Source organism: Pseudomonas sp. Z2-11, assembly GCF_054161305.1.
In genome coordinates this window covers 5,583,827-5,606,419 of the sequence record NZ_CP096395.1, presented here as the reverse complement: position 1 = coordinate 5,606,419, position 22,593 = coordinate 5,583,827, and the positions used below count along the sequence as shown (strand labels likewise).

Genomic DNA, 22,593 nt, shown 5'->3' with positions numbered 1-22,593 from the left:
AAGCCGGACCTTCGGAGGCGAAAACGCTATCAAAGATGAATGACGGCCAGGTCCAGGCGTCCGTAATCCCCTTCGCCTTGTTCGCCGCGCGGCGGCACATGGTGGGTTTTCATCACCTGGTCGCCCTGCAGGGTTTCCAGGTGGATGTCGAACCCCCAAAGCCGATGCAGGTGCTTGAGGACCTCGTCGGTGGAATCGCCCAGCGGTTTGCGGTTGTGCTGTTGGTGACGCAGGGTCAGGGAACGATCACCACGACGGTCGATGCTGTAGATCTGCACGTTGGGCTCGCGATTACCGAGATTGTATTGCGCTGCCAGGGTTTCACGGATGATCCGGTAACCGCTCTCGTCGTGGATGGCCGGCACCAGCAGGTCATCCTTCTGATCATCGTCCATGATGCTGAACAGCTTGAGGTCGCGGATCACCTTGGGCGAAAGGTACTGCAGGATGAAACTCTCGTCCTTGAAGCTGCTCATGGCGAATTTGATCGTGGAAAGCCAGTCCGAGCCGGCGATTTCCGGAAACCAGCGGCGATCCTCTTCGGTAGGGTCTTCACACATGCGGCGAATGTCGCGGTACATGGCAAAGCCCAGGGCATAAGGGTTGATGCCGCTGTAGTAGGGACTATCGAAGCCTGGCTGGAATACCACGCTGGTATGGGAGGTCAGGAACTCCATCATGAAGCCATCGGTGACCAGGCCCTCGTCGTACAGGTCGTTCATCAACGTGTAGTGCCAGAATGTTGCCCAGCCCTCGTTCATCACCTGGGTCTGGCGCTGAGGGTAGAAATACTGGGCGATCTTGCGCACGATGCGTACGATCTCGCGCTGCCAGGGTTCCAGCAGCGGCGCGTGTTTCTCGATGAAATAAAGGATGTTCTCCTGGGGTTCGGCAGGGAACCGCGCGTTGTCTTTCTCGCTGTACTTGTCCGCGCCTTTGGGAATGGTCCGCCAAAGATCGTTGATCTGCTTCTGCAGGTGTTCTTCACGGTCCTTCTGGCGTCGGCGCTCTTCCTCGGCGGAAATCGGATACGGCCGCTTGTAGCGGTCCACACCATAGTTCATCAGGGCGTGGCAGGAGTCCAGCAGGTCCTCCACCGCATCAATGCCGTGGCGTTCCTCGCACTGCATGATGTACTGCTTGGCGAACACCAGGTAATCGATGATCGAGCTGGCGTCGGTCCAGGTGCGGAACAGATAGTTGCCCTTGAAGAAGCTGTTGTGGCCATAGCAGGCATGCGCCACCACCAGCGCCTGCATGCAGATGGTGTTTTCTTCCATCAGGTAGGCGATGCAGGGATCGGAGTTGATCACGATCTCATAGGCCAGCCCCATCTGGCCGCGGCTGTAGGATTTCTCCGTACTGAGGAAATGCTTGCCGTAGGACCAATGGTGGTAGCCCAGGGGCATCCCTACGGATGCATACGCGTCCATCATCTGCTCGGCGGTGATCACTTCGATCTGGTTGGGGTACGTGTCCAGGGCGTAACGGTCCGCGATACGGCTGATTTCGCGGTCATAGGCCTGGATCAGCTCGAATGTCCATTCGGAGCCGGTGGAAATGGGCTGGCGCTTCTGCTCTTTTTTGGCGGTCATGTCACTAACCTGCGCTGGAAGAGTTCACGGAAGACCGGGTAGATATCCCCGGCCGAGACCAGTTGCTGTTGGGCAAATGTGTCGGAGAAGGCTTCGGCGATGCGTTCGTATTCGTACCACAGGGCCTGGTGTTCGCGTGGAGTAATTTCCACATAGGTGTAGTACTGGACGAACGGCATGATCTGGTTGATCAGGATGTCACGGCAGATTGGCGAGTCATCGTTCCAGTTATCGCCGTCGGACGCCTGGGCCGCATAGATGTTCCATTCATTGGCGGGGTAACGTTCGGCCATGATCTCCTGCATCAGTTTCAGCGCGCTGGACACGATCGTGCCGCCGGTTTCCCTGGAATAGAAAAACTCTTCCTCGTCGACTTCCCTGGCGCTGGTGTGGTGACGGATGAACACCACATCGATCTTGTCGTAGTTCCTCTTCAGGAACAGGTATAGCAGGATAAAGAAGCGCTTGGCGATGTCCTTGGTGGCTTGGGTCATGGAGCCGGAAACGTCCATCAGGCAGAACATCACGGCCTTCGAACTGGGATTCGGTTGTTTCACCAGGAGATTGTATTTGAGGTCGAACGTGTCGAGGAACGGCACACGATGGATACGCGCGCTGAGCTTCTCGATTTCCGCTTCCAAGTCCTGAATATCGCCAAAATTGTCGGGTTCTTCACGTTTCAGGCGAGCCAGCTCTTCCTTGGCTTCGCGCAGTTTCGCCCGGCTGCTGCCTGAGAGCGCGATGCGTCGGGCATGGGCCGAACGCAGGGTGCGAATGATATTGATGCGTGACGGATTACCCTCGTTGCTGATGCCGGCGCGCACGGTCTTGAAGGTGTCGGTACCGGTCAGGTTGCGCTTGACCAGGTTCGGCAGTTCCAGGTCCTCGAACATGAATTCGAGGAATTCCTCCTGGGTGATCTGGAATACGAACTCGTCCATGCCTTCGCCGGAATTGCCGGCCTTGCCGGGCCCCTTGCCGCCGCCTCCCCCCTGCGGACGCGGGATGTGCTCGCCAGTGGTGAATTCCTTGTTTCCCGGGTGCACGACGGTCTGCTTGCCACCACGGCCGTGGTGAAGCACCGGCTCGTCGATGTCGCGGCCAGGGATGCTGATCTGCTCGCCATGCTCCATGTCCGTAATGGAACGACGGCTGACCGCCTCTTCGACGGCTTTCTTGATGTGGTCACGGTAACGCCGCAAGAAACGCTGGCGGTTCACCGTGCTCTTGTTCTTGCCATTCAGGCGTCGGTCGATCACATAGCTCATAGGTGACCCTCTGGGCAGCTTCAAGTGGTGAGCTACGAGCTGCAAGTAGAAGGGGTCGCTCGGAACCTGGAGTTCAGGCGATTCTGGCTTGCAGCTCGTCGCTTGTGGCTTGTGGCTGCGCTACTGTGATTTACGGACCCGCAGGTACCACTCGGAAAGCAGGCGTACCTGTTTGTCGGTGTAGCCACGTTCGACCATGCGTGTAACGAAGTCGTTGTGTTTTTGCTGGTCCTCCTTGCTGGCCTTGGCATTGAAGCTGATGACTGGCAGCAGGTCTTCGGTGTTGGAGAACATTTTTTTCTCGATAACCACCCGCAGCTTCTCGTAGCTGAGCCAGGTCGGGTTCTTGCCGTTGTTGTTGGCCCGGGCGCGCAGCACGAAGTTGACGATTTCGTTGCGGAAATCCTTCGGATTGCTGATGCCCGCCGGTTTTTCGATTTTTTCCAGTTCCTCGTTCAGTGCCACGCGGTTGAGGATTTCGCCGGTTTCCGGGTCGCGGTATTCCTGATCCTGGATCCAGAAATCCGCGTAAAGCACATAACGATCGAAGATGTTCTGGCCGTACTCGCTGTAGGACTCCAGGTAGGCCGTCTGGATCTCCTTGCCGATGAACTCGATATAACGTGGAGCCAGGTATTCCTTGAGGAAGCGCAGGTACCGCTCACGGGTTTCAGCCTGGAACTGCTCCTGCTCGATCTGCTGTTCAAGTACATAAAGCAGATGGACCGGGTTGGCGGCAATTTCGTGAGGATCGAAGTTGAAGACCTTGGACAGGATCTTGAATGCGAAACGCGTGGAAAGACCATTCATGCCTTCGTCCACGCCCGCGTTGTCGCGGTATTCCTGGATCGACTTGGCCTTCGGATCGGTGTCCTTGAGGTTTTCACCGTCATAGACGCGCATTTTCGAATAGATGTTGGAGTTTTCCGGCTCCTTGAGACGCGACAGCACGGTGAACTGGGCCAGCATCTTCAGCGTATCGGGGGCGCAATGGGCCTTGGACAGCGAACTGTTGAACAACAGCTTGTCGTAGATTTTTATCTCATCGGTCACCCGCAGGCAGTACGGCACCTTGACGATGTAGATCCGGTCGATGAAGGCTTCGTTGTTCTTGTTGTTGCGGAAGGTATGCCATTCCGACTCGTTGGAGTGGGCCAGCAGGATGCCGCTGAACGGGATCGCTCCCAGCCCTTCGGTACTGTTGTAGTTGCCTTCCTGGGTAGCAGTCAGGAGGGGGTGCAGCACCTTGATGGGCGCCTTGAACATCTCGACGAATTCCATCAGGCCCTGGTTGGCCCGGCACAGTGCGCCCGAATAGCTATAGGCGTCGGCGTCGTTCTGAGGGAATTCCTCCAGTTTGCGAATATCGACCTTACCCACCAGGGCAGAGATATCCTGGTTGTTTTCATCCCCGGGCTCGGTCTTGGCCACTGCGATCTGGTTAAGGATCGAGGGGTAGAGCTTGACCACCCGGAACTGGCTGATATCGCCGCCGAACTCGGCCAGGCGCTTGGTAGCCCATGGCGACATGATGGTATTGAGATAGCGCCGGGGAATGCCAAAGTCTTCCTCGAGAATCGCGCCGTCTTCGGTAGCGTTGAACAGCCCCAGTGGGGACTCGAACACCGGCGAACCCTTGATGGCATAGAAGGGCACTTTTTCGATCAGTTGCTTGAGCTTCTCGGCCAGGGACGATTTACCGCCACCGACAGGGCCGAGCAGATAGAGGATTTGTTTTTTCTCCTCCAGGCCTTGGGCGGCATGGCGGAAATAGGAAACGATCTGTTCGATGCATTCTTCCATCCCGTGGAAGTCCGCAAAGGCCGGATAGCGGCGAATCACCTTGTTGGAAAAGATCCGCGAGAGCCTCGAGTTGGTCGAGGTATCCAGCAGTTCCGGTTCTCCGATTGCCAGCAACAGACGCTCCGCGGCCGATGCGTAGGCACTGCGGTCCTGCTTGCAGAGTTCGAGGTATTCCTGCAGCGAGTACTCCTCCTGCCGCGTGGACTCGAAACGTTGCTGGAAGTGGCTAAAAATACTCATGACGTCACCTCGCTCGATACGTGGAGCCGGTGTCGGATCAATCAGTCGATGCTGGACAGCCGCTGGGAACCCAGTTGCCGTTTACCCCCCAGAATGCTTTCAAGAACGCTGGCTCCTGAAAGCTGACTCCCGATGACCCGCGCGCCGGTGTACCGGCTCTCCCCTGTTTTGGATGGCCTGAGGCTAAGGATAGTTCGGAATCCGAGAGGTAAAGGTGGAATACGTAATTAGTTATGGCAGACCGTTCGTCTGCCATCGCCCAAGCCCGCGGTTCTCGTGGGCTTGGCTGTCATAAAAAATTATTCGTGAGTGCTTTGCGCTGTTTCGTCAGGATAAGCCGTGCGCCACAGCTCAAAGCCGCCGTCCAGGCTGTAGACATTGCTGAAGCCCTGGCTGACCAGGTAACCCGCTGCGCTCTGGCTGGAGTTGCCGTGGTAGCAGACCACAACGGTAGGTGCATCGAGGTCGGCGGCACGGATGAAGTCGGCCAGCGAATGGTTGTCCAGATGCTTGGAGCCGCTGATATGCAAAGCCGCAAAGGTGGCTGGGTCGCGCACATCGACGACGACGGCACCCTGTTTACGCAGGGCCTGGGCTTGTTCGGGAGAGATGCGTTTGAATTCGGTCATACGGGACTCCTGTGGCCTTGAGGGCAAAGCCGATCAAATGGCAGTGCCGGCCGGCAATGATACGGTGGTCGGTTGATGGGGTTTGGCATGCCCCTTCTCGTCGCAATCGCAGCGCAGCAACTCGCCGCTGTCGACGTTCATCAGTGTCAGCGCGCTGCCCCAGACACAGCCGGTATCGAGGGCAAAGACCCCTGGCTCGTCGCTTTGGCCTTCAAGCGCGGCCCAATGGCCAAAGATGATCTTCAGGTTACGGGTCTTGCGCTCCTTGTGCTTGAACCAGGGCGCATAGCCGGGCGGAGCGGTTTCGATGCCTTCCTTGCCCTTGAGATCAAGCTTGCCATCACGGGTGCAGAAGCGCATCCGGGTGAAATAGTTGGTAATGACCCTGAGTCGGGCGGCGCCGGTGAGGTCGTTGTCCCACTTCACCGGTTCGTTGCCGTACATGCCATCCAGGTAGGGGCCGAACAGGTTGTCATCGCGCAACGCCTGCTCCACTTCGCCTGCGCACTTGAGCGCCTTGCGCAACGACCATTGGGGCGGAATGCCGGCATGGACCAGCGCCAGGTTGCGCGCCTCGTCGTAGTGCATGAGCTTCTGCTGGCGCAGCCATTCGAGCAGCTCGACGCAATCAGGCGCGTCGAGGATTTCCTTCAGGGTATCGGACTTCTTCAAGCGCTCGATGTTCTGCCAGGCTGCCAGCAGGTGCAGGTCATGGTTACCCAGCACGCAAACCAGCGAATCGCGGATGCCGTAGAGGAAGCGCAAGGTTTCAAGCGATTGCGGCCCCCGGTTGACCAGGTCGCCCACGAGCCACAGGGTGTCTTCACGTGGGTCGAAGGCGACCCGCTCCAGCAGGCACTTGAGCGGGTCGAGGCAGCCTTGCAGGTCGCCGACCGCGTACGTGGCCATCAGTGCAACGCTCCTGGCACCGCCAGGCGAAAGGGCTTGATGACCGCGTCGAAGCGTTTGCCGTCCTCGGCCAGCATCTGGTAGGTGCCCTGCATGGTGCCGACCTTGGTCGTCATCACGGTGCCGCTGCTGTAGCTGTGGCTTTGGCCTGCGTCGATCAACGGTTGCTGACCGACCACGCCCTCGCCACGGACTTCTTCGACGTGCCCGTCGCCGTCGGTGATGATCCAGTGCCGTGACAGCAGTCGGGCTGGCAACGAGCCGTTGTTGCGCACAGTGATGGTGTAGGCAAAGGCGAAGCGGTTGTGCTCGGGTTGCGACTGTTCAGCGAGAAAGCGGGTGGCGACGCTGACGTCGACCTGATAACGGGGATCGGACATGCAAAAGGGCCTTGGAAGCGGGACGCGGGCGTAACTGAGGGAATCAGTCTAGGCCAAGTATCGGGTAGTAGACCAGACTGGCGTACTGCCCGATAGCGACCATTGAACGTCAGATGGCGTCGGTATCTGGCGCGACCTGTTCGCTGAGCTTGTCGGCCAGGCGGACGAAGGCTGCGAGGTCCAGTTGCTCCGGACGCAGGCTGCCATCGACGCCGGCGGCTTCGATTTCGGCACTGCTGAGCAACAGTTTCAGGGTGTTGCGCAGGGTTTTACGGCGCTGGTTGAACGCTTCGCGTACCAGACGCTCCAGCAGGCGATGGTCCTTGGCGGGATGCGGCAGGACCGCATGAGGCACAAGCCGGACGATGGCGGAGTCGACTTTCGGCGGCGGGTTGAACGCACCGGGGCCTACGTTGAACAGGTGATCAACCCGGCAATGATACTGGACCATGATCGACAAACGACCCCAGTCACCTCCGCCAGGCCCGGCGGCGAGACGCTCGACCACTTCTTTCTGCAGCATGAAGTGCATGTCGCGGATCAGGCCGGCATTGTTCAGCAGGTGGAAAATCAGCGGCGTCGAGATGTTGTACGGCAGGTTGCCCACGACTCGAAGGCTGCCCGGCGCGGCATTCAGGCTGTTGAAGTCGAATTTCAGCGCATCGCCCTGATGCAGGTTGAAATTGCTCTTGCCGGCGAACTGCTGGTTGAGAATCGGTACCAGGTCCTTGTCCAGCTCCACCACGTCCAGTTGCGCGCCGCTGCCAAGCAATCCTTCGGTCAGTGCGCCCTGGCCCGGCCCGATCTCGAGCATACGGTCATCGGGCTTGGCATTGATGGAGCGCAGGATACGGTCGATAACGCCGGCGTCATGCAGGAAGTTCTGGCCGAAGCGCTTGCGCGCGCGGTGTTGGTATTGCTCGGTCATAAATGGGTCTCGGCCATCTGGTAGGCGGTTTCCAGCGCGACTTGCAGGCTCCCGGTGTCGATCCTGCCGCTGCCGGCCAAATCCAGGGCAGTGCCGTGATCCACGGAGGTGCGGATGATCGGCAGGCCCAGGGTCACGTTGACCGCCGCACCGAAACCTTTGTATTTCAGCACGGGCAGGCCCTGGTCGTGGTACATCGCCAGCACTGCATCGCAGTGCTCCAGATATTTGGGGGTAAACAGAGTGTCGGCAGGCAGCGGGCCACGCAGGTCCATGCCCTCGCTGCGCAAGCGCTCCAGTGTGGGTTCGATGATGTCGATTTCTTCATGGCCCAGATGCCCGCCTTCGCCGGCATGCGGATTCAGCCCGCACACCAGGATGCGGGGCCGGGCGATGCCGAATTTTTCCTGGAGGTCGGCGTGCAATATCCGCGTAACGCGTTCGAGGCGTTCCGGGGTAATGGCGTCGGCGATGTCTCGCAGGGGCAGGTGAGTGGTGACCAGAGCCACGCGAAGGCCACGGGTGGCGAGCATCATCACCACTTGCGCGGTATGGGTCAGGTCGGCCAGGAATTCGGTGTGTCCGGAAAAATGAATGCCGGATTCATTGATCACGCCCTTGTGTACCGGCGCCGTGATCATGCCGGCGAAAGCCCCATCCAGGCAGCCTTGGCCGGCGCGGGTCAGGGTCTGCAGCACAAATGCTGCGTTGGCCTTGTCCAGCTGGCCTGCGGTGACAGGTGCGCCCAGCGGTGTATCCCATACGTACAGGCTACCGGCGGGAGCGGGGGCATCCGGCCAGGCGTCCGGCGTCACCGGCAACAGGTCGACGGCCACCCCCAACTGCGCGGCCCGCTCAAGGAGCAGGTCGCGGCTGGTGATCGCAATCAGGGGGTGTGGTTGGACTTGCGAGGCGAGCAGCAGGCACAGGTCGGGACCGATGCCGGCAGGCTCGCCGGGAGTCAGCGCGAAACGCTTGGGTTTCACTGCGCTGCCTGGTCTGCACCAGGGAGTTTGATCTCGACGTAGGCTTCGTCGCGAATCTGGCGCAGCCAGGTTTGTAGCTCTTCGTCGTACTTGCGGTTACGCAATACCGTCAGCGCCTGTTGTTCGCGCGCCTGGGTGGTGCTGTCGGTGGCGCGACGGCCAAGGACTTCCAGGACATGCCAGCCATAAGGGCTCTTGAACGGCTTCGACAGCTGGCCTTGTGGTGTTTCGGCCATGACCTGGCGGAACTCGGGAACCAGCGCGTTCGGGTCGACCCAGTTCAGGTCGCCGCCGTTCAGGGCCGAGCCCGGGTCTTCCGAGAAGCTCTTCGCCAGCTCGGCGAAGTCTTCGCCGGAGGTGATGCGTTCGTACAGTTTCTCGGCCAGGCGCTTGGTCTCGGCTTCGCTGCGGATCTCGCTTGGCTTGATCAGGATATGACGAACATGTACTTCGTCACGCACCTGGGTACCGCCACCGCGTTTTTCCAGTAGCTTCAGGATGATGAAGCCGCCAGGCGTGCGGGCTGGTTGGGTGATGTCGCCCACGGCCATGGTGCTCAACTCGCGATCGAACGGAGGCGGCAGTTGGGCGGCCTTGCGCCAGCCCATGTCGCCGCCTTCCAGAGCGTTTTCACTGGCCGAACGGGCTACCGCCATCTGGCTGAAGTCGGCGCCTTGCTTGAGCTGCTGGTAAATGTCCATTGCCTGGCGATAAGCGCTCTGGATCGCTTCCGAATTGGCGCTTTCCGGCGTAGGAATCAGGATGTTTGCCAGGTGCAATTCTTCCGAAAGCTGCATCTTGCCCAAGTCGGACGCGAGGAAGTTCTTCACTTCCTGCTCGGAAACCTGGATGCGTTCGGCGACGCGGCGCTGACGCACACGGCTGATGACCATCTCGCGACGGATCTGGTCGCGGGCGTCGTCAAACGACAGGCCATCGCGCGCCAGGGCAGCGCGGAACTGGTCGACAGTCATGTTATTGCGCTGGGCAATGGTGCCGACGGCCTGGTTCAGTTCTTCATCGGTGATGCGGATGCCGGAACGCTCGCCAATCTGCAACTGCAGGTTTTCGACGATCAGGCGCTCGAGCACCTGTTGGTCCAGCACACCCGGTGGTGGCAAGCCACCGCCACGCTTGGCGATGGTTTGCTGAACTTCATGGACCCGCTGGTCCAACTGGCTCTGCATGACCACGTCGTTATCGACGATGGCCACGACCTTGTCGATGGACTGTACCGCGGCGTTCGCCGCGGTACCCAGGAACAGCGCGCCCAGCATCAGCGGGCGCAGACAATCAGAAAGCTTGGTCTTCACGTTCACGATAACCTTGAATGCCTTTGTCGAGGAAGCTCTCTACCTTGGCGCCGGTGAGGCCGCCGAGTCCCTTCAGAACAATTTGGAGGAAGACGCCGTGGTCGCCTTTTTCGTTTTCCGGGGCGGCTTGACTGAATTCTTCATAGTCGACCCAGTAACGGTTGATCAGGCGCAGTTTCCAGCAGCAGTTGTCGTATTCGAAACCACCGAAGGCTTCCAGGGTACGGTTGCGGTTGTAGTCATACTGCCAGCGGCTGATTGCGTTCCACTGCGGCACGATCGGCCAGATGACCGAGAAGTCGTGCTGTTTGATCTTGTAGTAGTCCTTCACGTAGCCAGGTTGGCCCGGGGTGCCGTAGTCGCCGCCGCCCACTTGCCATTGACCGGTAGTCTGGTCATAACGCACCAGGTCGTTGCGATAACGATAACCGGCGTTGATAACCTTGTTCGGGTTGTCCTCTGGCTGGTAGTGGAACATGGCACTCCCCGAGCGCGGGCTATGAGTGTCCGGGTCCCAGTTGTAGTCGGCCGTGGTGCGCCAGTCGCGGTTCCAGCGGTATTCGTATTCCAGTGCGTAAGGCGAAACGCTTGAATGCGCGTCTTCACGAGTCCTGGCGTCGATACCTGGCAGTTGAACTTCGCGGTCCTTGAAATAGAAGGCTTGGCCGACGCTGATGCGCTGGCGCTCGAACCCGTCTTCCTGGATCCAGCGGTTGGTTACGCCCAGCGACAGCTTGTTCTCGTCGCCGACGCGGTCAGAGCCGGTGAAACGGTTGTCCCGGAACAGCGAGGCGTAGTTGAAGGTGCTTTCGCTGGTGTCGAAGACTGGAATGTCACTCTGATCTTTCTCCGGCACGTAGAGATAGAACAGGCGCGGCTCCAGTGTCTGGCGATAATTCTTGCCGAACCACTGGGTATCACGGTCGAAGTACAGGCCGCTGTCGATGCTGGCAATTGGCACGCCGCGGTTCTGGCTGCCACTGTAGGTACCGTTCAGGCGATCACCTTCAGCGGTCTGGGCGGCGATGTCCTGTTTGCCCTGGCTATCCAGGTCAAGATCGTATTGGGTGTACTGGTACTTGAGCGAGGGCTTGATGAAGCCATAGCTTGCAGTCATTGGCAGGCTGACAACCGGGGCCAGATTTATCCGGTCGCCAGTAGCGCGGGCCAGGCCGCGAACGTTCTCATCCAGAAACAGCTCGGTGTTACCGTTTTCATCCGTGTAGTTGCCGTTCCTCAAGTCCCTGTCAAACCGCACGAACTCGGTGTTATAGGCGAAATCCAGTCCATACGGATGCTGCGGCAGAAAACCGTTGAAGGTAATTTGCGGCAAACGGTCGTAAGGCGTGATGTCCGAAATCGTGGCCATCTGGAATGCCTGAGCATTCAACCGTGCGGTATAGGTATCACCGCGATAGCTGACCGCACCTTGCTGGTTCACGTACTCCCTGGACTCAACACCGATCTGATCGGTCTGCAGATCCTGGAAGTAATACGGATCGCTGATCTTGGTGTAGTCGACTTCTGTCAGTACACGCGAGTCCAGCCCACCCTTGTGCTGCCAGTTGTACATGTAGCGGGTCTTGCTGTAGTCGGTCTGCTTGGCGCGCTCGTCTTCTTCGTCGTTGAGGTACGCCGCGCCGAACTGGCCTTCGCTGGACTTGGTCAGGTAGCGGAATTCGCCTTCCATCAACAGGCCGCGCTTGCTCATGTAGCGTGGGTACAACGTGGCGTCGTAGTTCGGCGCCAGGTTGAAGTAGTACGGGGTGACCAGCAGGAAGCCGGTGTCGCTGCCGCTGCCGATGGTCGGCGGCAGGAAGCCGGACTGGCGACGGTCGTCGATCGGGAAGTAGATGTAAGGCGTATACAGGACCGGGAAGTCCTTGACCCGCAGCGTCACGTTGGTAGCGGTGCCGAAGCCGGTGGCCGGGTTCAGGGTGATGTTGTTGCCCTTGAGGGTCCAGGCGTTGCTGCCCGGCTCGCACGTGGTGTACGTACCGTCCTTGAGGCGGATGATCGCGTTCTCGGCGCGCTTGGCGTACAGCGCGTTACCGCGGATGCGCGACTTGTGCATCACGTATTCGGCGTTGTCGACCTTGGCTTCACCGGTGTCCAGCTGCACATCGGCGTGGTCGCCGACAATCAGCGCACCGTTGTCGCGGACTCGCACGTTGCCGCTCAGCTCGCCGCGGTTCTCGGCCTGGTACAGGCTGGCCTCGTCGGCCTCGACCTGCATGCTGCCCTGACGCATGACCACGTCACCGGCCAGGGTCGCCACTTGCTGCTCCTGCTCGTATCGCGAAGCCTTGGCGCCGAGGAACGTCGGAGCGTCACTCTTGGCGGTCTTGTCGTTCATGCCTGGGCGAGACGGCTCGATGTACGCGCCCGCGCAGTACGGGCCGGTTTCAGCCAGTTGCGCGGGCGTGAGGTTCTCGCGCGGAACCCAGTCCAGGTGACTGTAGTCTGCACTGCGCGACTTCAGGCCGCGGCCCTTGGATTCGGTAACGAGCATCGGCTTATCGCCGGCTACCTCGCCCGAATCGCTGTCGGCCGGAGCGCTGCCGCTGTCGGCAACCGCACTGCCTTCATGCACCGGGCGCGGCGGCAATGCAGCGGCCGGCGCTTTGGGTGAACAGTCCCAGGCACCCGAAGCGGAGACGGAACAGTCATACTGCTGCGCCGCGACGACGAATGAAGAGGCCAGGGGTTGCAGAGCCAGCAGACTGCCGGTGACCAGCAACGGAAATTTTTTACGAAACGCGGGGGATTTCAATGCCATCTTATTAGTCCGGGCTTCCTGCGTGCCATCTGCCCGCGGTGTGGGCCGCACGCCTCTCGATGGTCTGAAAAAGATGCTGGATAATAAAGCATGACCCGCTTGACGGCTAGCGCCGTCGGAGACCCTTGCAATGCCTGACCAAGATGTACGCTTGCAACACCTGAAAGTTTGGCTCGATGAGCAGCTACCAATCCTCTTCACCCAACAAGGCTGGGGCGCCGTACCCCCGGCCACGTTGACCGCGGCCAGCAGTGACGCGAGTTTCCGGCGGTACTTCCGCTGGCAGGGTGAGGGCCGCAGCCTGATCGTGATGGACGCGCCACCGCCCCAGGAAAACTGCAAACCGTTCGTGGATATTGCTTTTTTGCTGGCGAAATCCGGGATCAACGTGCCGAAAATTTATGCCGAAGACCTCGAACGCGGGTTTCTTTTGCTCAATGACCTGGGCAACCAGACCTATCTGGACGTGATCAACGGCGAAAATGCCGACGATCTGTTCGGCGATGCCCTGCAAGCCTTGTTGGCTTTTCAGCAACTGCCGATGGTCGCGCCGCTGCCCAGCTACGACGTCGCGTTATTGCGTCGCGAGTTGGAGTTGTTCCCCGAGTGGTACGTCAAGCGTGAGCTGGGAATCGAGTTCGATACGGCCCAGCAGCAACTGTGGCAGCAGGCATCCGACCTGCTGATCAACAGTGCCCTGGCCCAGCCGAAAGTACTGGTGCACCGCGACTACATGCCGCGCAACCTGATGCTCAGCGAACCCAACCCAGGCGTACTGGATTTCCAGGACGCGGTCTATGGCCCGGTGACCTACGACGTGACGTGCCTGTTCAAGGACGCCTTCCTCAGTTGGCCGGAAGAGCGCGTGCGCGGCTGGCTGGAAGATTATTGGCGGCAGGCCGGCACGCTCGGCATTCCGGTCCAGCCGGATTTCGAGGATTTCCTGCGTGCCAGCGACCTGATGGGCGTGCAACGCCATCTCAAGGTAATCGGCATCTTCGCGCGTATTTGCCACCGCGATGGCAAGCCGCGTTACCTGGCTGACGTGCCGCGTTTCTTTGCCTATATAGAAGCGGTCATTGCCCGTCGTCCGGAACTGGCACCGTTGGACGAGTTGCTCCGCAGCCTGCGCCAAGCGGATGGAGCGAGCGCATGAAGGCGATGATCCTGGCGGCGGGCAAGGGTGAGCGCATGCGGCCCCTGACCCTCACTACCCCCAAACCGTTGATTCGCGTCGGCGGCATCCCGTTGATCGAGTACCACCTGCGGGCATTGGCCGCGGCCGGGTTCACCGAAATCGTGATCAACAATGCCTGGCTCGGCCAGCAGATCGAAGATCACCTCGGCGACGGTTCGCGGTTTGGCGTGCAGATCCGCTATTCGCCGGAGGGTGAGCCGCTGGAAACCGGCGGCGGAATTTTCCGCGCGCTGCCGCTGCTGGGTAACGAGGCGTTCCTGGTGGTCAACGGCGACATCTGGACCGATTACGATTTCAGCGCCCTGCGTCGGCCGATCCAGGGGTTGGCGCACCTGGTGCTGGTGGACAATCCGGAGCATCACCCCGAGGGCGATTTCATTCTGGCTGGCGGCCAGGTTAATGACGGCGAACCTGGTGCCGATAAGCTGACATACAGCGGCATCGCCGTGCTGGATCCACAGCTGTTTGCCGGCTGCGCCGATGGCGCATTCAAGCTGGCCCCGCTGTTTCGCCGCGCCATGGCCGCAGGGCAGGTCAGCGGTTCGCGCCTGGAAGGACGCTGGGTCGATGTGGGTACTCACGAACGTTTATCGCAAGTCGAAAAACTGATAGAAGCGAGCTGTTGATATGTGGTGGCCAGGGACTCTGATTGGAGCGGGGGCGGGCTTTGCCATTGCCAGCATCCCGGGGGCCATGCTCGGCGCATTGTTGGGGCAGGCGCTGGACCGGCGTCTGAATCTGCACGGCTGGGCCCAGGTGCGCGAACGCCTGGGCGGGCGCCCGGCGTTGCGCAACGATGAACTGTTATTCGTGTTGCTCGGTCGCCTGGCGAAGATCGACGGGCGCGTCGTCGATGGTCACATCCAGCAGGCGCGTCTGGAAATGCGCGCGCTGGACTTGAGCGAACCGGCGCAACGTCGGGCTATCGCGGCCTTTAATCGGGGCAAATCGGGAAACGATCGGCTGCGTGGTTATCTGCGTCGCCTGAGTGCCCAGCCGCATGCGGCTGAAGGCGTGCTTCGGGCCTGCTGGCGGATGGTCTGGGCCGACGGCCGTGCCGGTGTAGCCGAACGTGAGTTGCTCGCCCAGTGGGGCAAGTGGCTGGGTTGGACGCCGCAGCAGGTCCAGGCCCTGGCGATGGACTACGAGCCGCAGAAACCGGGGCTGCCCAGCAGTGGCTTGACGTATCAGGAGGCGTTGCGGCTGTTAGGGGTTTCGGCCAGCAGCGAACCGTCGCAAATCAAGCGCGCTTATCGCCGCCTGATCAGTCGTCATCACCCGGACAAGATCGCTGGCAGCGGGGCGACAGCCTTGCAGGTACGCGAAGCAACCGACAAGACCCGCGAGCTGCACAACGCCTATCGAGTGATTCGCGAGCGCAGGGATTTTCGCTAGTACACCCGTGGCGAGGGAGCTTGCTCTCGCTGGTCCGCGAAGCGGACCCAAACCAGGCGCCGCACTTCCCAGATAATCATGCTAAGCGGATTACGACTGCTGCGCAGCCGAGCGGGAGCAAGCTCCCTCGCCACAGAAGCAGGCTGCAGGGTTTCACTGCTCCGGACTTTGCGGACTCAACCACCCCCGAACCCGTCGAAACAGCTGTTCCTGCTGCGCCGTTGCGTTGGGCAGTGCCTTGAGGGAAACCTGGCTGAAGCTCGACCCTTTCAGTCGTTTGCTGGCTTGCAGGCGCTCCAGGGCCGCGTTGCGGTCCGTCGGTTTGTCCATATAAAAGATGTCTGCCGTTGCCAGCTTCAGGTTCGGTGTCAGCTCGGCGAGGCCGGGCTTGGCGGTGACGGGTGTCTGGGCCGCGACCATCACGAAGCGCTGGATTTGCGTGGGTTGTCTTTCGCCAAGATAGCGCGCTGCCCAATAGGCGCCGGTGCCGTGGCCCAGCAGGACGATACTGCGGGCGCTCTGTTGCTCGGCGTAGGCCAATGCCGCGTCGATACGGGCGAAAATCCGTTCGGCGTCGGCCTTGTCGGAGTCTTCGCCGGTTTCGGCGGAGGCCGGCTCAGCCGCGTCGGCCTCGCCGCCCGCGACCTGCTCGATCGGCGCCGCGGTGGTTGAATCGGGGGCCGCGGCAGCGATGTCGGCCGGCTTGGTCTCCGGCGGTGTTTCCGCCGCGCGGGGTGCGATAACGTCGCTCTGCATGTCCGGCAGCGTAATACTCAGGCTGCTCCATTCGGCATCCGGCAGTTTTTTGCGCAGCGGGCTGATGACCTGAGGCCAGTCAGCCGTTTCGCCAGCGCCAGGGACGATGACGACCACGCCCTTGGGCTCGCTGGTGTTGGCCGGCTTCCAGAGGGCAAGGAACGCATCGCTGCCGGTTTGCAGCTGTTGCTGTTCCTGGGCTGGGACTTTTCGCGCGAGCGCCGCCGCTTCTTCCTGGCTGCGCTCGAGCAAAGGCTGGCGCTCGGCCGGTTTCGCCTCGGCGGGTTGATCTGCCGCGGCGGGGGTCGTTTCACCGGCCTGTACAGAAAATGCACTCGGCAGGATCAGCGACAGGCACAATGCAGGCAGTGTCAGGCGGTTAACAAAGGACATCGGATATTCCATGACCAGAAGTATTTCCGGCAGCCTAATGGGTTGGTCAGTATTTGTCAGTGCGTGAGATTTCGATGATGCGTGTTTGCCTGTGGGTTATCGGCTGTCTATGGCTTCCCTTGATGGCGTGGGCTGCACCCGCGCCACAGGCGCAGGCGGTGCAGTTGAGCGCGGACCAGCGCCAATGGTTGGCGGAGCATCCGCAGTTGCGCGTCGGCCTGGTGTTGCAGGCGCCCTACGCACAATACGACCGGCGCTTGCAGCGTCTGTCCGGCACCCACGTCGAACTGATGCAATGGCTGGCCAAGGCATTGAACGTCGAGCTGACCTGGCGCAACTTCCAGGATGTCGCGCAACTCGAAGCCGCGGTGCGCAACGGCGAAGTGGATGTCGCGCCGGGCTTGACCCAGACCCCGGCCGGCCTGCGGCTCTGGCAGTTTTCCGACCCTTACATGCGTGTGCCGCAGTTGATCGTGGGCGAGCAGAAGGGCGCCGAAGGCGTGGAGTTGGAGAAGCTCGACCCCCAGGCCCGGGTTGTCGTGCGCATGCCCAGCGTCACGGCCGATTACTTGCGCAGCAACTACCCGATGCTGAATCTGCAAGGCGTGCCGATGGAGCGCCAGGCCCTGCAGCTTCTATTGAGCCAGCAGGCACGCTACGCCGTGATCGACGAGGCGCAGCTGGGGCGCCTGATGGTCGAGCCGGAGTTTTCCGGATTGGTGGTGGTGGGAGACATCGGCCTGCCGCAACTGCTCAGGGTCGCCACGCGCCGGGACTGGCCGCAGTTGGCCGAAATCGTCGACAAGGGCTTGCAGGCGATTCCCGCCAAGGAGCTGGAGCAACTGCACAACCGCTGGATCAAGCCCAAATACCCACGCCTGACCGAGACGCCTGGCTTCTGGCAGAACCTGACCCTGCTGATGCTCGCCTTGTTGCTGTGCAGTGTCTCCATCGTGTTCTGGCAGCGCCGCCAGCAACGCGGGCTGGAACGTCGCCTGCGCTCGGCGCGCGAGGACATCGCCCAGCGCGCCGCCAGTGAAGAAGCCTTGCGCCTGACGCAATTTTCCATCGATCAAAGCACGGTCGGGATCCTCTGGGTGAATTGGGACAGCCATGTGCGCTACGCCAATCGCGCCGCCGAAACCATGCTGGGTTATGCGCCAGGCGCGATCATCGATCGGCCGCTGATCGACTTCGAACCGGGCCTGCACATGGACCGTTGGCTCAACCTGTGGAAGCGCGCCCGTGCCAGCGAAGATGGACCGCAGAGTTTCGAAACCGAATGCGTGCGGGCCGATGGCAGTATCCTGCCGGCGGACGTTTCCCTGAGTTTCCTGCGTTTTCGTGACGCGGAATACCTGGTGGTCTACCTCAATGATGTAACCGAGCGCCGCCGCGCGCTGGCAGCCCTGCGTGAAAGCGAAGCGCGGCTGCAGGGCATCGCCGCCAATGTGCCGGGCCTGGTCTTTCGCCTGGAGCGGGCACCGGTGACCGGCCAGATCGACTTTGCCTATATCAGCGAAGGCAGCGAAAGCCTGGTGGGCTACGCCCCGGCGGTACTGGCCCGCAGCGATACCGGGCTGCGCAGCCTGGTGCACCCGCAGGACAAGGCCGATTATCACCGCACCCAGGACCAGGCGCTGGACAGTGACAGCGATTGGTCCTGGCAAGGCCGCATCCTGACTCGCGAAGGCCAGGAGCGCTGGGCCGAGATCAAGGCGATCACGCGTCGGCTCGAAGATGGCGCCTATGTCTGGGACGGCATTGTCTGGGATATCACCGAAAGCAAACGTGTCGAGCTGGAATTGGCCAGTTCCCGGGAGCAGTTGCGTGAACTGTCGGCGCACCTGGAAAGCGTACGGGAAGAAGAGAAGGCGCGCATTGCGCGGGAAGTCCACGACGAACTGGGGCAAATGCTCACGGTGTTGAAGCTGGAGACGTCGATGTGCGAACTGGCCTACGCGCAACTTGACCCGGGCCTGCAAGAACGGCTCAACAGCATGAAGCGCCTGATTGCCCAGTTGTTCCAATTGGTGCGGGACGTGGCGACGGCGTTGCGCCCGCCGATCCTCGATGCCGGTATTGCCTCGGCCATCGAATGGCAGGCCCGCCGCTTCGAGGCGCGCACACAGATTCCGTGCCTGGTGCAGGTGCCAGACAACCTGCCGGCGTTGAGCGACGCCAAGGCCATCGGCCTGTTCAGGGTTCTCCAGGAAGCACTGACCAATGTGATGCGCCATGCCCAGGCGCATACTGTGGAGTTGACGTTGGCTCAACAAGGCGCTGATTTATGTCTGACGGTCAGCGACGACGGTGTAGGATTTATTGCCGATACGGGCCGGCCAACGTCCTTTGGCCTGGTCGGCATGCGTGAGCGGGTGCTGATCATGGGCGGGCAATTGACCCTGGACAGTGAGCCGGGGGAGGGGACGACCTTGTCGGTGCGGGTGCCTTTGGGTGAGGCCTGATGGTTTTCTGTTGCCTGGGCTGACGCCATCGCGAGCAGGCTCGCTCCCACAAGGTTTGTGTACGCCTCAATCAATGTGGGAGCGAGCCTGCTCGCGATGAGATTCTGAATCTGGAGAAGAGCCGTGATCCGTGTACTGGTAGCTGAAGACCACACCATCGTCCGCGAAGGCATCAAGCAATTGATCGGTCTGGCCAAGGATCTGGTGGTGGTAGGGGAGGCGAGCAATGGCGAACAGCTGCTCGAGACCCTGCGCCACGTGCCTTGCGAAGTGGTGCTGCTGGATATTTCCATGCCGGGCGTCAACGGCCTTGAGGCAATCCCACGGATCCGTGCGCTGAACAATCCGCCGGCCATCCTGGTGTTGTCGATGCATGACGAGGCGCAAATGGCCGCCCGGGCCTTGAAAGTCGGCGCCGCTGGCTACGCCACCAAAGACAGCGATCCTGCTTTGCTGCTCATGGCGATCCGCAAGGTCGCGGCGGGCGGACGCTACATTGACCCGGACCTTGCCGACCGCATGGTCTTCGAAGTGGGCCTGACCGACACACGGCCGCTGCACTCCCTGCTGTCGGAGCGTGAATTCTCGGTTTTCGAACGCCTGGCCCAAGGCGCCAACGTCAACGACATCGCCCAGCAACTCGCCCTGAGCAGCAAGACCATCAGCACCCACAAGGCGCGGCTGATGCAGAAGCTCAACATCACCTCGTTGGCCGAGCTGGTGAAATACGCGATGGAGCACAAGTTGCTCTAAGCCTCCCGCCATTCCCGGTGGGAGCGAGCCTGTGTGGGAGCGGGCTTGCTCGCGAAGGCGGTGTATCAGTCGACGAATGCTTGGCTGTCAGACCGCTTTCGCGAGCAAGCCCGCTCCCACATGAGTGAACTGTTGGCATACCTGTTTGCGACACACCCCAACAGTGCCTTTGCCCCTGCTTGCAGCTCGCCGCTTGAAACTCACCGCCGCACTTATCCAATCCCGCCATCCTTGTAGGGCAATCCCTACCCCGACGCTTCCATCCGGCTGAGGCGATTCTCTCCTGCGGCCCGATTTGCGTGGGTGTCGGGCTCCACTAGGCTTGACTCACAAGCAGTCATCAATACAAAAGGTGCGGGTATGAGCCAGGTGGATTCAAGCGCGGGGGCCAGTGATGTGCTGGTCAGCTTTCGTGGTGTGCAAAAGAGCTACGACGGCGAGAACCTGATCGTCAAGGACCTCAACCTGGACATTCGCAAAGGCGAATTCCTGACCCTGCTCGGGCCTTCCGGCTCCGGCAAGACCACCAGCCTGATGATGCTCGCAGGCTTCGAGACCCCGACCGCCGGCGAGATCCAGCTGGCCGGGCGCTCCATCAACAATGTGCCGCCGCACAAGCGCGATATCGGCATGGTGTTCCAGAACTACGCCTTGTTCCCGCACATGACCGTCGCCGAAAACCTGGCATTCCCGCTGACCGTCCGTGGCCTGAACAAAAGCGACGTCGGCGATCGGGTCAAGCGTGTCTTGAGCATGGTCCAACTGGACACCTTCGCCCAGCGTTATCCGGCACAGTTGTCCGGCGGCCAGCAACAGCGCGTGGCCCTGGCCCGGGCGCTGGTATTCGAGCCGCAACTGGTGCTGATGGACGAACCTCTCGGCGCACTGGACAAGCAATTGCGCGAACACATGCAGATGGAAATCAAACACCTGCACCAGCGCCTGGGCGTGACCGTGGTCTACGTGACGCACGACCAAGGGGAAGCCCTGACCATGTCCGACCGCGTGGCGGTGTTCCACCAGGGCGAGATCCAGCAGATCGCCCCGCCGCGCACGCTCTATGAGGAGCCGAAGAACACCTTCGTCGCCAACTTCATCGGCGAGAACAACCGCCTCAATGGCCGTCTGCACAGTCACACCGGTGACCGTTGCGTGGTGGAGCTGGGGCGTGGCGAAAAGGTCGAGGCCCTGGCGGTCAATGTCGGCAAGCCCGGCGAACCCGTGACCTTGTCGATCCGCCCGGAGCGGGTGAGCCTCAACGGCGCCAGCGAACAATGTATCAACCGCTTCTCAGGGAGGGTGGCGGAATTCATCTATCTGGGCGACCACGTCCGGGTTCGCCTCGAAGTCTGCGGCAAGAACGACTTCTTCGTGAAACAACCGATTGCCGAGCTCGACCCCGGGCTTGCTGTCGGGGACGTGGTTCCGCTTGGCTGGCAGGTCGAGCACGTACGTGCGCTCGATCCGCTTCTAGAGGCGAATTGATCGCCCCCCTGCTGTACCAACACCAACCCTGCACGTGGAGAGAACAATAAATGTTGAGATCCCTGAAGTTCACAGCCCTGACACTGGGCATGATGGGTGCGGCAAGCGCGATGGCGGCGGGCCCGGACCTGACCGTGGTGTCTTTCGGCGGGGCGAACAAGGCGGCTCAGGTCAAAGCCTTCTACGCACCGTGGGAAGCGGCCGGCAACGGCAAGATCGTGGCTGGCGAGTACAACGGTGAAATGGCCAAGGTCAAGGCCATGGTCGACACCAAGAGCGTCTCGTGGGACCTGGTTGAAGTCGAGTCGCCGGAATTGTCCCGTGGTTGCGACGAAGACATGTTCGAGCAACTCGATCCGGCCCTGTTCGGCAAGGCCGAAGACTACGTCAAGGGTGCCATTCAGCCTTGCGGCGTGGGCTTCTTTGTGTGGTCGACCGTGCTGGCCTACAACGCCGACAAACTGAAGACCGCGCCGACCAGTTGGGCGGACTTCTGGGACACCAAGCAATTCCCGGGCAAGCGCGGCCTGCGCAAGGGCGCCAAGTACACCTTGGAATTCGCCTTGATGGCCGACGGCGTAGCGCCGAAGGACGTCTACAAGGTGCTGGCCGGCAAAGACGGCCAGGACCGTGCGTTCAAGAAGCTCGATGAGCTCAAGCCGAACATCCAGTGGTGGGAAGCCGGTGCCCAGCCACCGCAATACCTTGCTTCCGGTGACGTGGTCATGAGCTCTGCATACAACGGCCGGATCGCCGCGGTACAGAAAGAGAGCAACCTGAAAGTGGTGTGGAACGGCGGCATTTACGACTTCGACGCCTGGGCCATCCCGCGTGGGCTGGACAAGACTCGCGCCGAAGCTGCGAAAAAATTCATCGCCTTCTCGGTGGCGCCACAGCAGCAGAAGACCTACTCGGAAAACATCGCCTACGGCCCGGCGAATACCCAGGCCGTGCCGTTGCTGGCCAAGGATGTGCTGAAAGACATGCCGACCACCCCGGAAAACATCGCCAACCAGGTGCAGATCGACGTCAGCTTCTGGGCCGACAACGGCGAGCAACTGGAGCAGCGCTTCAACTCCTGGGCGGCGAAGTAACCCGCGCCTTCCTGTGGCGGTGAGCTTTTGTGGCGAGGGAGCTTGCTCCCGCTTGAGTGCGCAGCACTCACAAAATTGGCATTGCCGACAGAATTTTGGGGCCGCTTCACGGCCCAGCGGGAGCAAGCTCCCTCGCCACGACCACACGTACCACAGGTTGCGGTTTCAAAAGAACAGAGGCGGCTCGCCGCCCCTGTAACGATCAAAGAGATTTGCGGAGT

General features: G+C 60.9%; 18 protein-coding genes. 7 read left to right on the top strand and 11 right to left on the bottom strand.

Annotated features, from left to right (window positions below; all coding sequences use genetic code 11):
• Positions 1 to 29 precede the first annotated feature (29 nt).
• From M1E16_RS25005 to M1E16_RS24960, 10 genes are all read right to left on the bottom strand, one after another.
• A complete protein-coding gene (locus M1E16_RS25005) occupies positions 30 to 1,595 on the bottom strand; it encodes a SpoVR family protein (protein ID WP_434696629.1) in 1,566 nt (521 codons plus the stop codon).
• Positions 1,592 to 2,863, bottom strand: coding sequence for a YeaH/YhbH family protein (locus M1E16_RS25000; protein ID WP_305498393.1), 1,272 nt, complete (start codon positions 2,861 to 2,863; stop codon positions 1,592 to 1,594). The genes M1E16_RS25005 and M1E16_RS25000 overlap by 4 nt, the downstream gene beginning before the upstream one ends.
• Before the next feature lie 120 nt (positions 2,864 to 2,983).
• Positions 2,984 to 4,906, bottom strand: coding sequence for a PrkA family serine protein kinase (locus M1E16_RS24995; RefSeq protein ID WP_305498395.1), 1,923 nt, complete (start codon positions 4,904 to 4,906; stop codon positions 2,984 to 2,986).
• Positions 4,907 to 5,205: 299 nt separating this feature from the next.
• Positions 5,206 to 5,535 (bottom strand): thiosulfate sulfurtransferase GlpE, encoded by a 330-nt coding sequence (gene glpE / locus M1E16_RS24990; protein WP_458128626.1) that lies wholly within the window; start codon positions 5,533 to 5,535, stop codon positions 5,206 to 5,208.
• A 33-nt stretch (positions 5,536 to 5,568) separates the two neighbouring features.
• Complete coding sequence (locus M1E16_RS24985; RefSeq protein WP_458128625.1) at positions 5,569 to 6,444, bottom strand: symmetrical bis(5'-nucleosyl)-tetraphosphatase; 876 nt, start codon at positions 6,442 to 6,444, stop codon at positions 5,569 to 5,571.
• The gene (apaG, locus tag M1E16_RS24980) at positions 6,444 to 6,824 is read right to left on the bottom strand and encodes a Co2+/Mg2+ efflux protein ApaG (RefSeq protein ID WP_305498400.1); all 381 of its coding nucleotides are present in this window, start codon (positions 6,822 to 6,824) and stop codon (positions 6,444 to 6,446) included. The genes M1E16_RS24985 and apaG overlap by 1 nt, the downstream gene beginning before the upstream one ends.
• Before the next feature lie 109 nt (positions 6,825 to 6,933).
• Positions 6,934 to 7,752, bottom strand: a complete 819-nt coding sequence (gene rsmA, locus M1E16_RS24975; protein ID WP_434627699.1) for a 16S rRNA (adenine(1518)-N(6)/adenine(1519)-N(6))-dimethyltransferase RsmA — start codon at positions 7,750 to 7,752, stop codon at positions 6,934 to 6,936.
• Positions 7,749 to 8,738, bottom strand: coding sequence for a 4-hydroxythreonine-4-phosphate dehydrogenase PdxA (gene pdxA / locus M1E16_RS24970; protein ID WP_458128624.1), 990 nt, complete (start codon positions 8,736 to 8,738; stop codon positions 7,749 to 7,751). Before pdxA ends, rsmA begins: the two co-directional genes overlap by 4 nt.
• Complete coding sequence (surA, locus tag M1E16_RS24965) at positions 8,735 to 10,051, bottom strand: peptidylprolyl isomerase SurA (protein ID WP_305498405.1); 1,317 nt, start codon at positions 10,049 to 10,051, stop codon at positions 8,735 to 8,737. The genes pdxA and surA overlap by 4 nt, the downstream gene beginning before the upstream one ends.
• The gene (locus M1E16_RS24960) at positions 10,032 to 12,830 is read right to left on the bottom strand and encodes an LPS-assembly protein LptD (RefSeq protein ID WP_458128623.1); all 2,799 of its coding nucleotides are present in this window, start codon (positions 12,828 to 12,830) and stop codon (positions 10,032 to 10,034) included. The genes surA and M1E16_RS24960 overlap by 20 nt, the downstream gene beginning before the upstream one ends.
• 130 nt (positions 12,831 to 12,960) lie before the next feature.
• Here M1E16_RS24960 and M1E16_RS24955 point away from each other — a divergent pair, with 130 nt between their 5' ends.
• Genes M1E16_RS24955 through M1E16_RS24945 form a run of 3 tightly spaced genes read left to right on the top strand, consistent with a single transcriptional unit; the run spans position 12,961 to position 15,423 of the window.
• Complete coding sequence (locus M1E16_RS24955) at positions 12,961 to 13,986, top strand: aminoglycoside phosphotransferase family protein (RefSeq protein ID WP_434627709.1); 1,026 nt, start codon at positions 12,961 to 12,963, stop codon at positions 13,984 to 13,986.
• Positions 13,983 to 14,654 carry an N-acetylmuramate alpha-1-phosphate uridylyltransferase MurU gene (gene murU, locus M1E16_RS24950; RefSeq protein ID WP_458128622.1) on the top strand — a complete coding sequence of 224 codons (672 nt, stop codon included), beginning with the start codon at positions 13,983 to 13,985 and terminating at the stop codon, positions 14,652 to 14,654. The genes M1E16_RS24955 and murU overlap by 4 nt, the downstream gene beginning before the upstream one ends.
• Position 14,655: 1 nt before the next feature.
• Positions 14,656 to 15,423 (top strand): DnaJ domain-containing protein, encoded by a 768-nt coding sequence (locus M1E16_RS24945; protein ID WP_458128621.1) that lies wholly within the window; start codon positions 14,656 to 14,658, stop codon positions 15,421 to 15,423.
• 153 nt (positions 15,424 to 15,576) lie between these two features.
• Here the strand turns inward: M1E16_RS24945 and M1E16_RS24940 are convergent, their stop codons facing one another.
• The gene (locus M1E16_RS24940; protein WP_458128620.1) at positions 15,577 to 16,572 is read right to left on the bottom strand and encodes an alpha/beta hydrolase family protein; all 996 of its coding nucleotides are present in this window, start codon (positions 16,570 to 16,572) and stop codon (positions 15,577 to 15,579) included.
• Positions 16,573 to 16,646: 74 nt separating this feature from the next.
• Here M1E16_RS24940 and M1E16_RS24935 point away from each other — a divergent pair, with 74 nt between their 5' ends.
• The 4 genes from M1E16_RS24935 to M1E16_RS24920 all read left to right on the top strand — a co-directional run bounded on the left by M1E16_RS24935 (position 16,647) and on the right by M1E16_RS24920 (position 22,372).
• Positions 16,647 to 19,040: a PAS domain-containing sensor histidine kinase gene (locus M1E16_RS24935; RefSeq protein ID WP_458128619.1), complete on the top strand. Its 2,394-nt coding sequence runs from the start codon at positions 16,647 to 16,649 to the stop codon at positions 19,038 to 19,040.
• 123 nt (positions 19,041 to 19,163) lie between these two features.
• Positions 19,164 to 19,793, top strand: a complete 630-nt coding sequence (locus tag M1E16_RS24930; protein ID WP_003206156.1) for a response regulator — start codon at positions 19,164 to 19,166, stop codon at positions 19,791 to 19,793.
• Between the two features lie 360 nt (positions 19,794 to 20,153).
• Complete coding sequence (locus M1E16_RS24925) at positions 20,154 to 21,278, top strand: ABC transporter ATP-binding protein (protein WP_305498413.1); 1,125 nt, start codon at positions 20,154 to 20,156, stop codon at positions 21,276 to 21,278.
• 50 nt (positions 21,279 to 21,328) lie between these two features.
• Entirely contained in the window at positions 21,329 to 22,372 is a 1,044-nt protein-coding gene (locus tag M1E16_RS24920; RefSeq protein ID WP_003206153.1) for an ABC transporter substrate-binding protein, read from the top strand.
• Positions 22,373 to 22,593 lie beyond the last annotated feature (221 nt).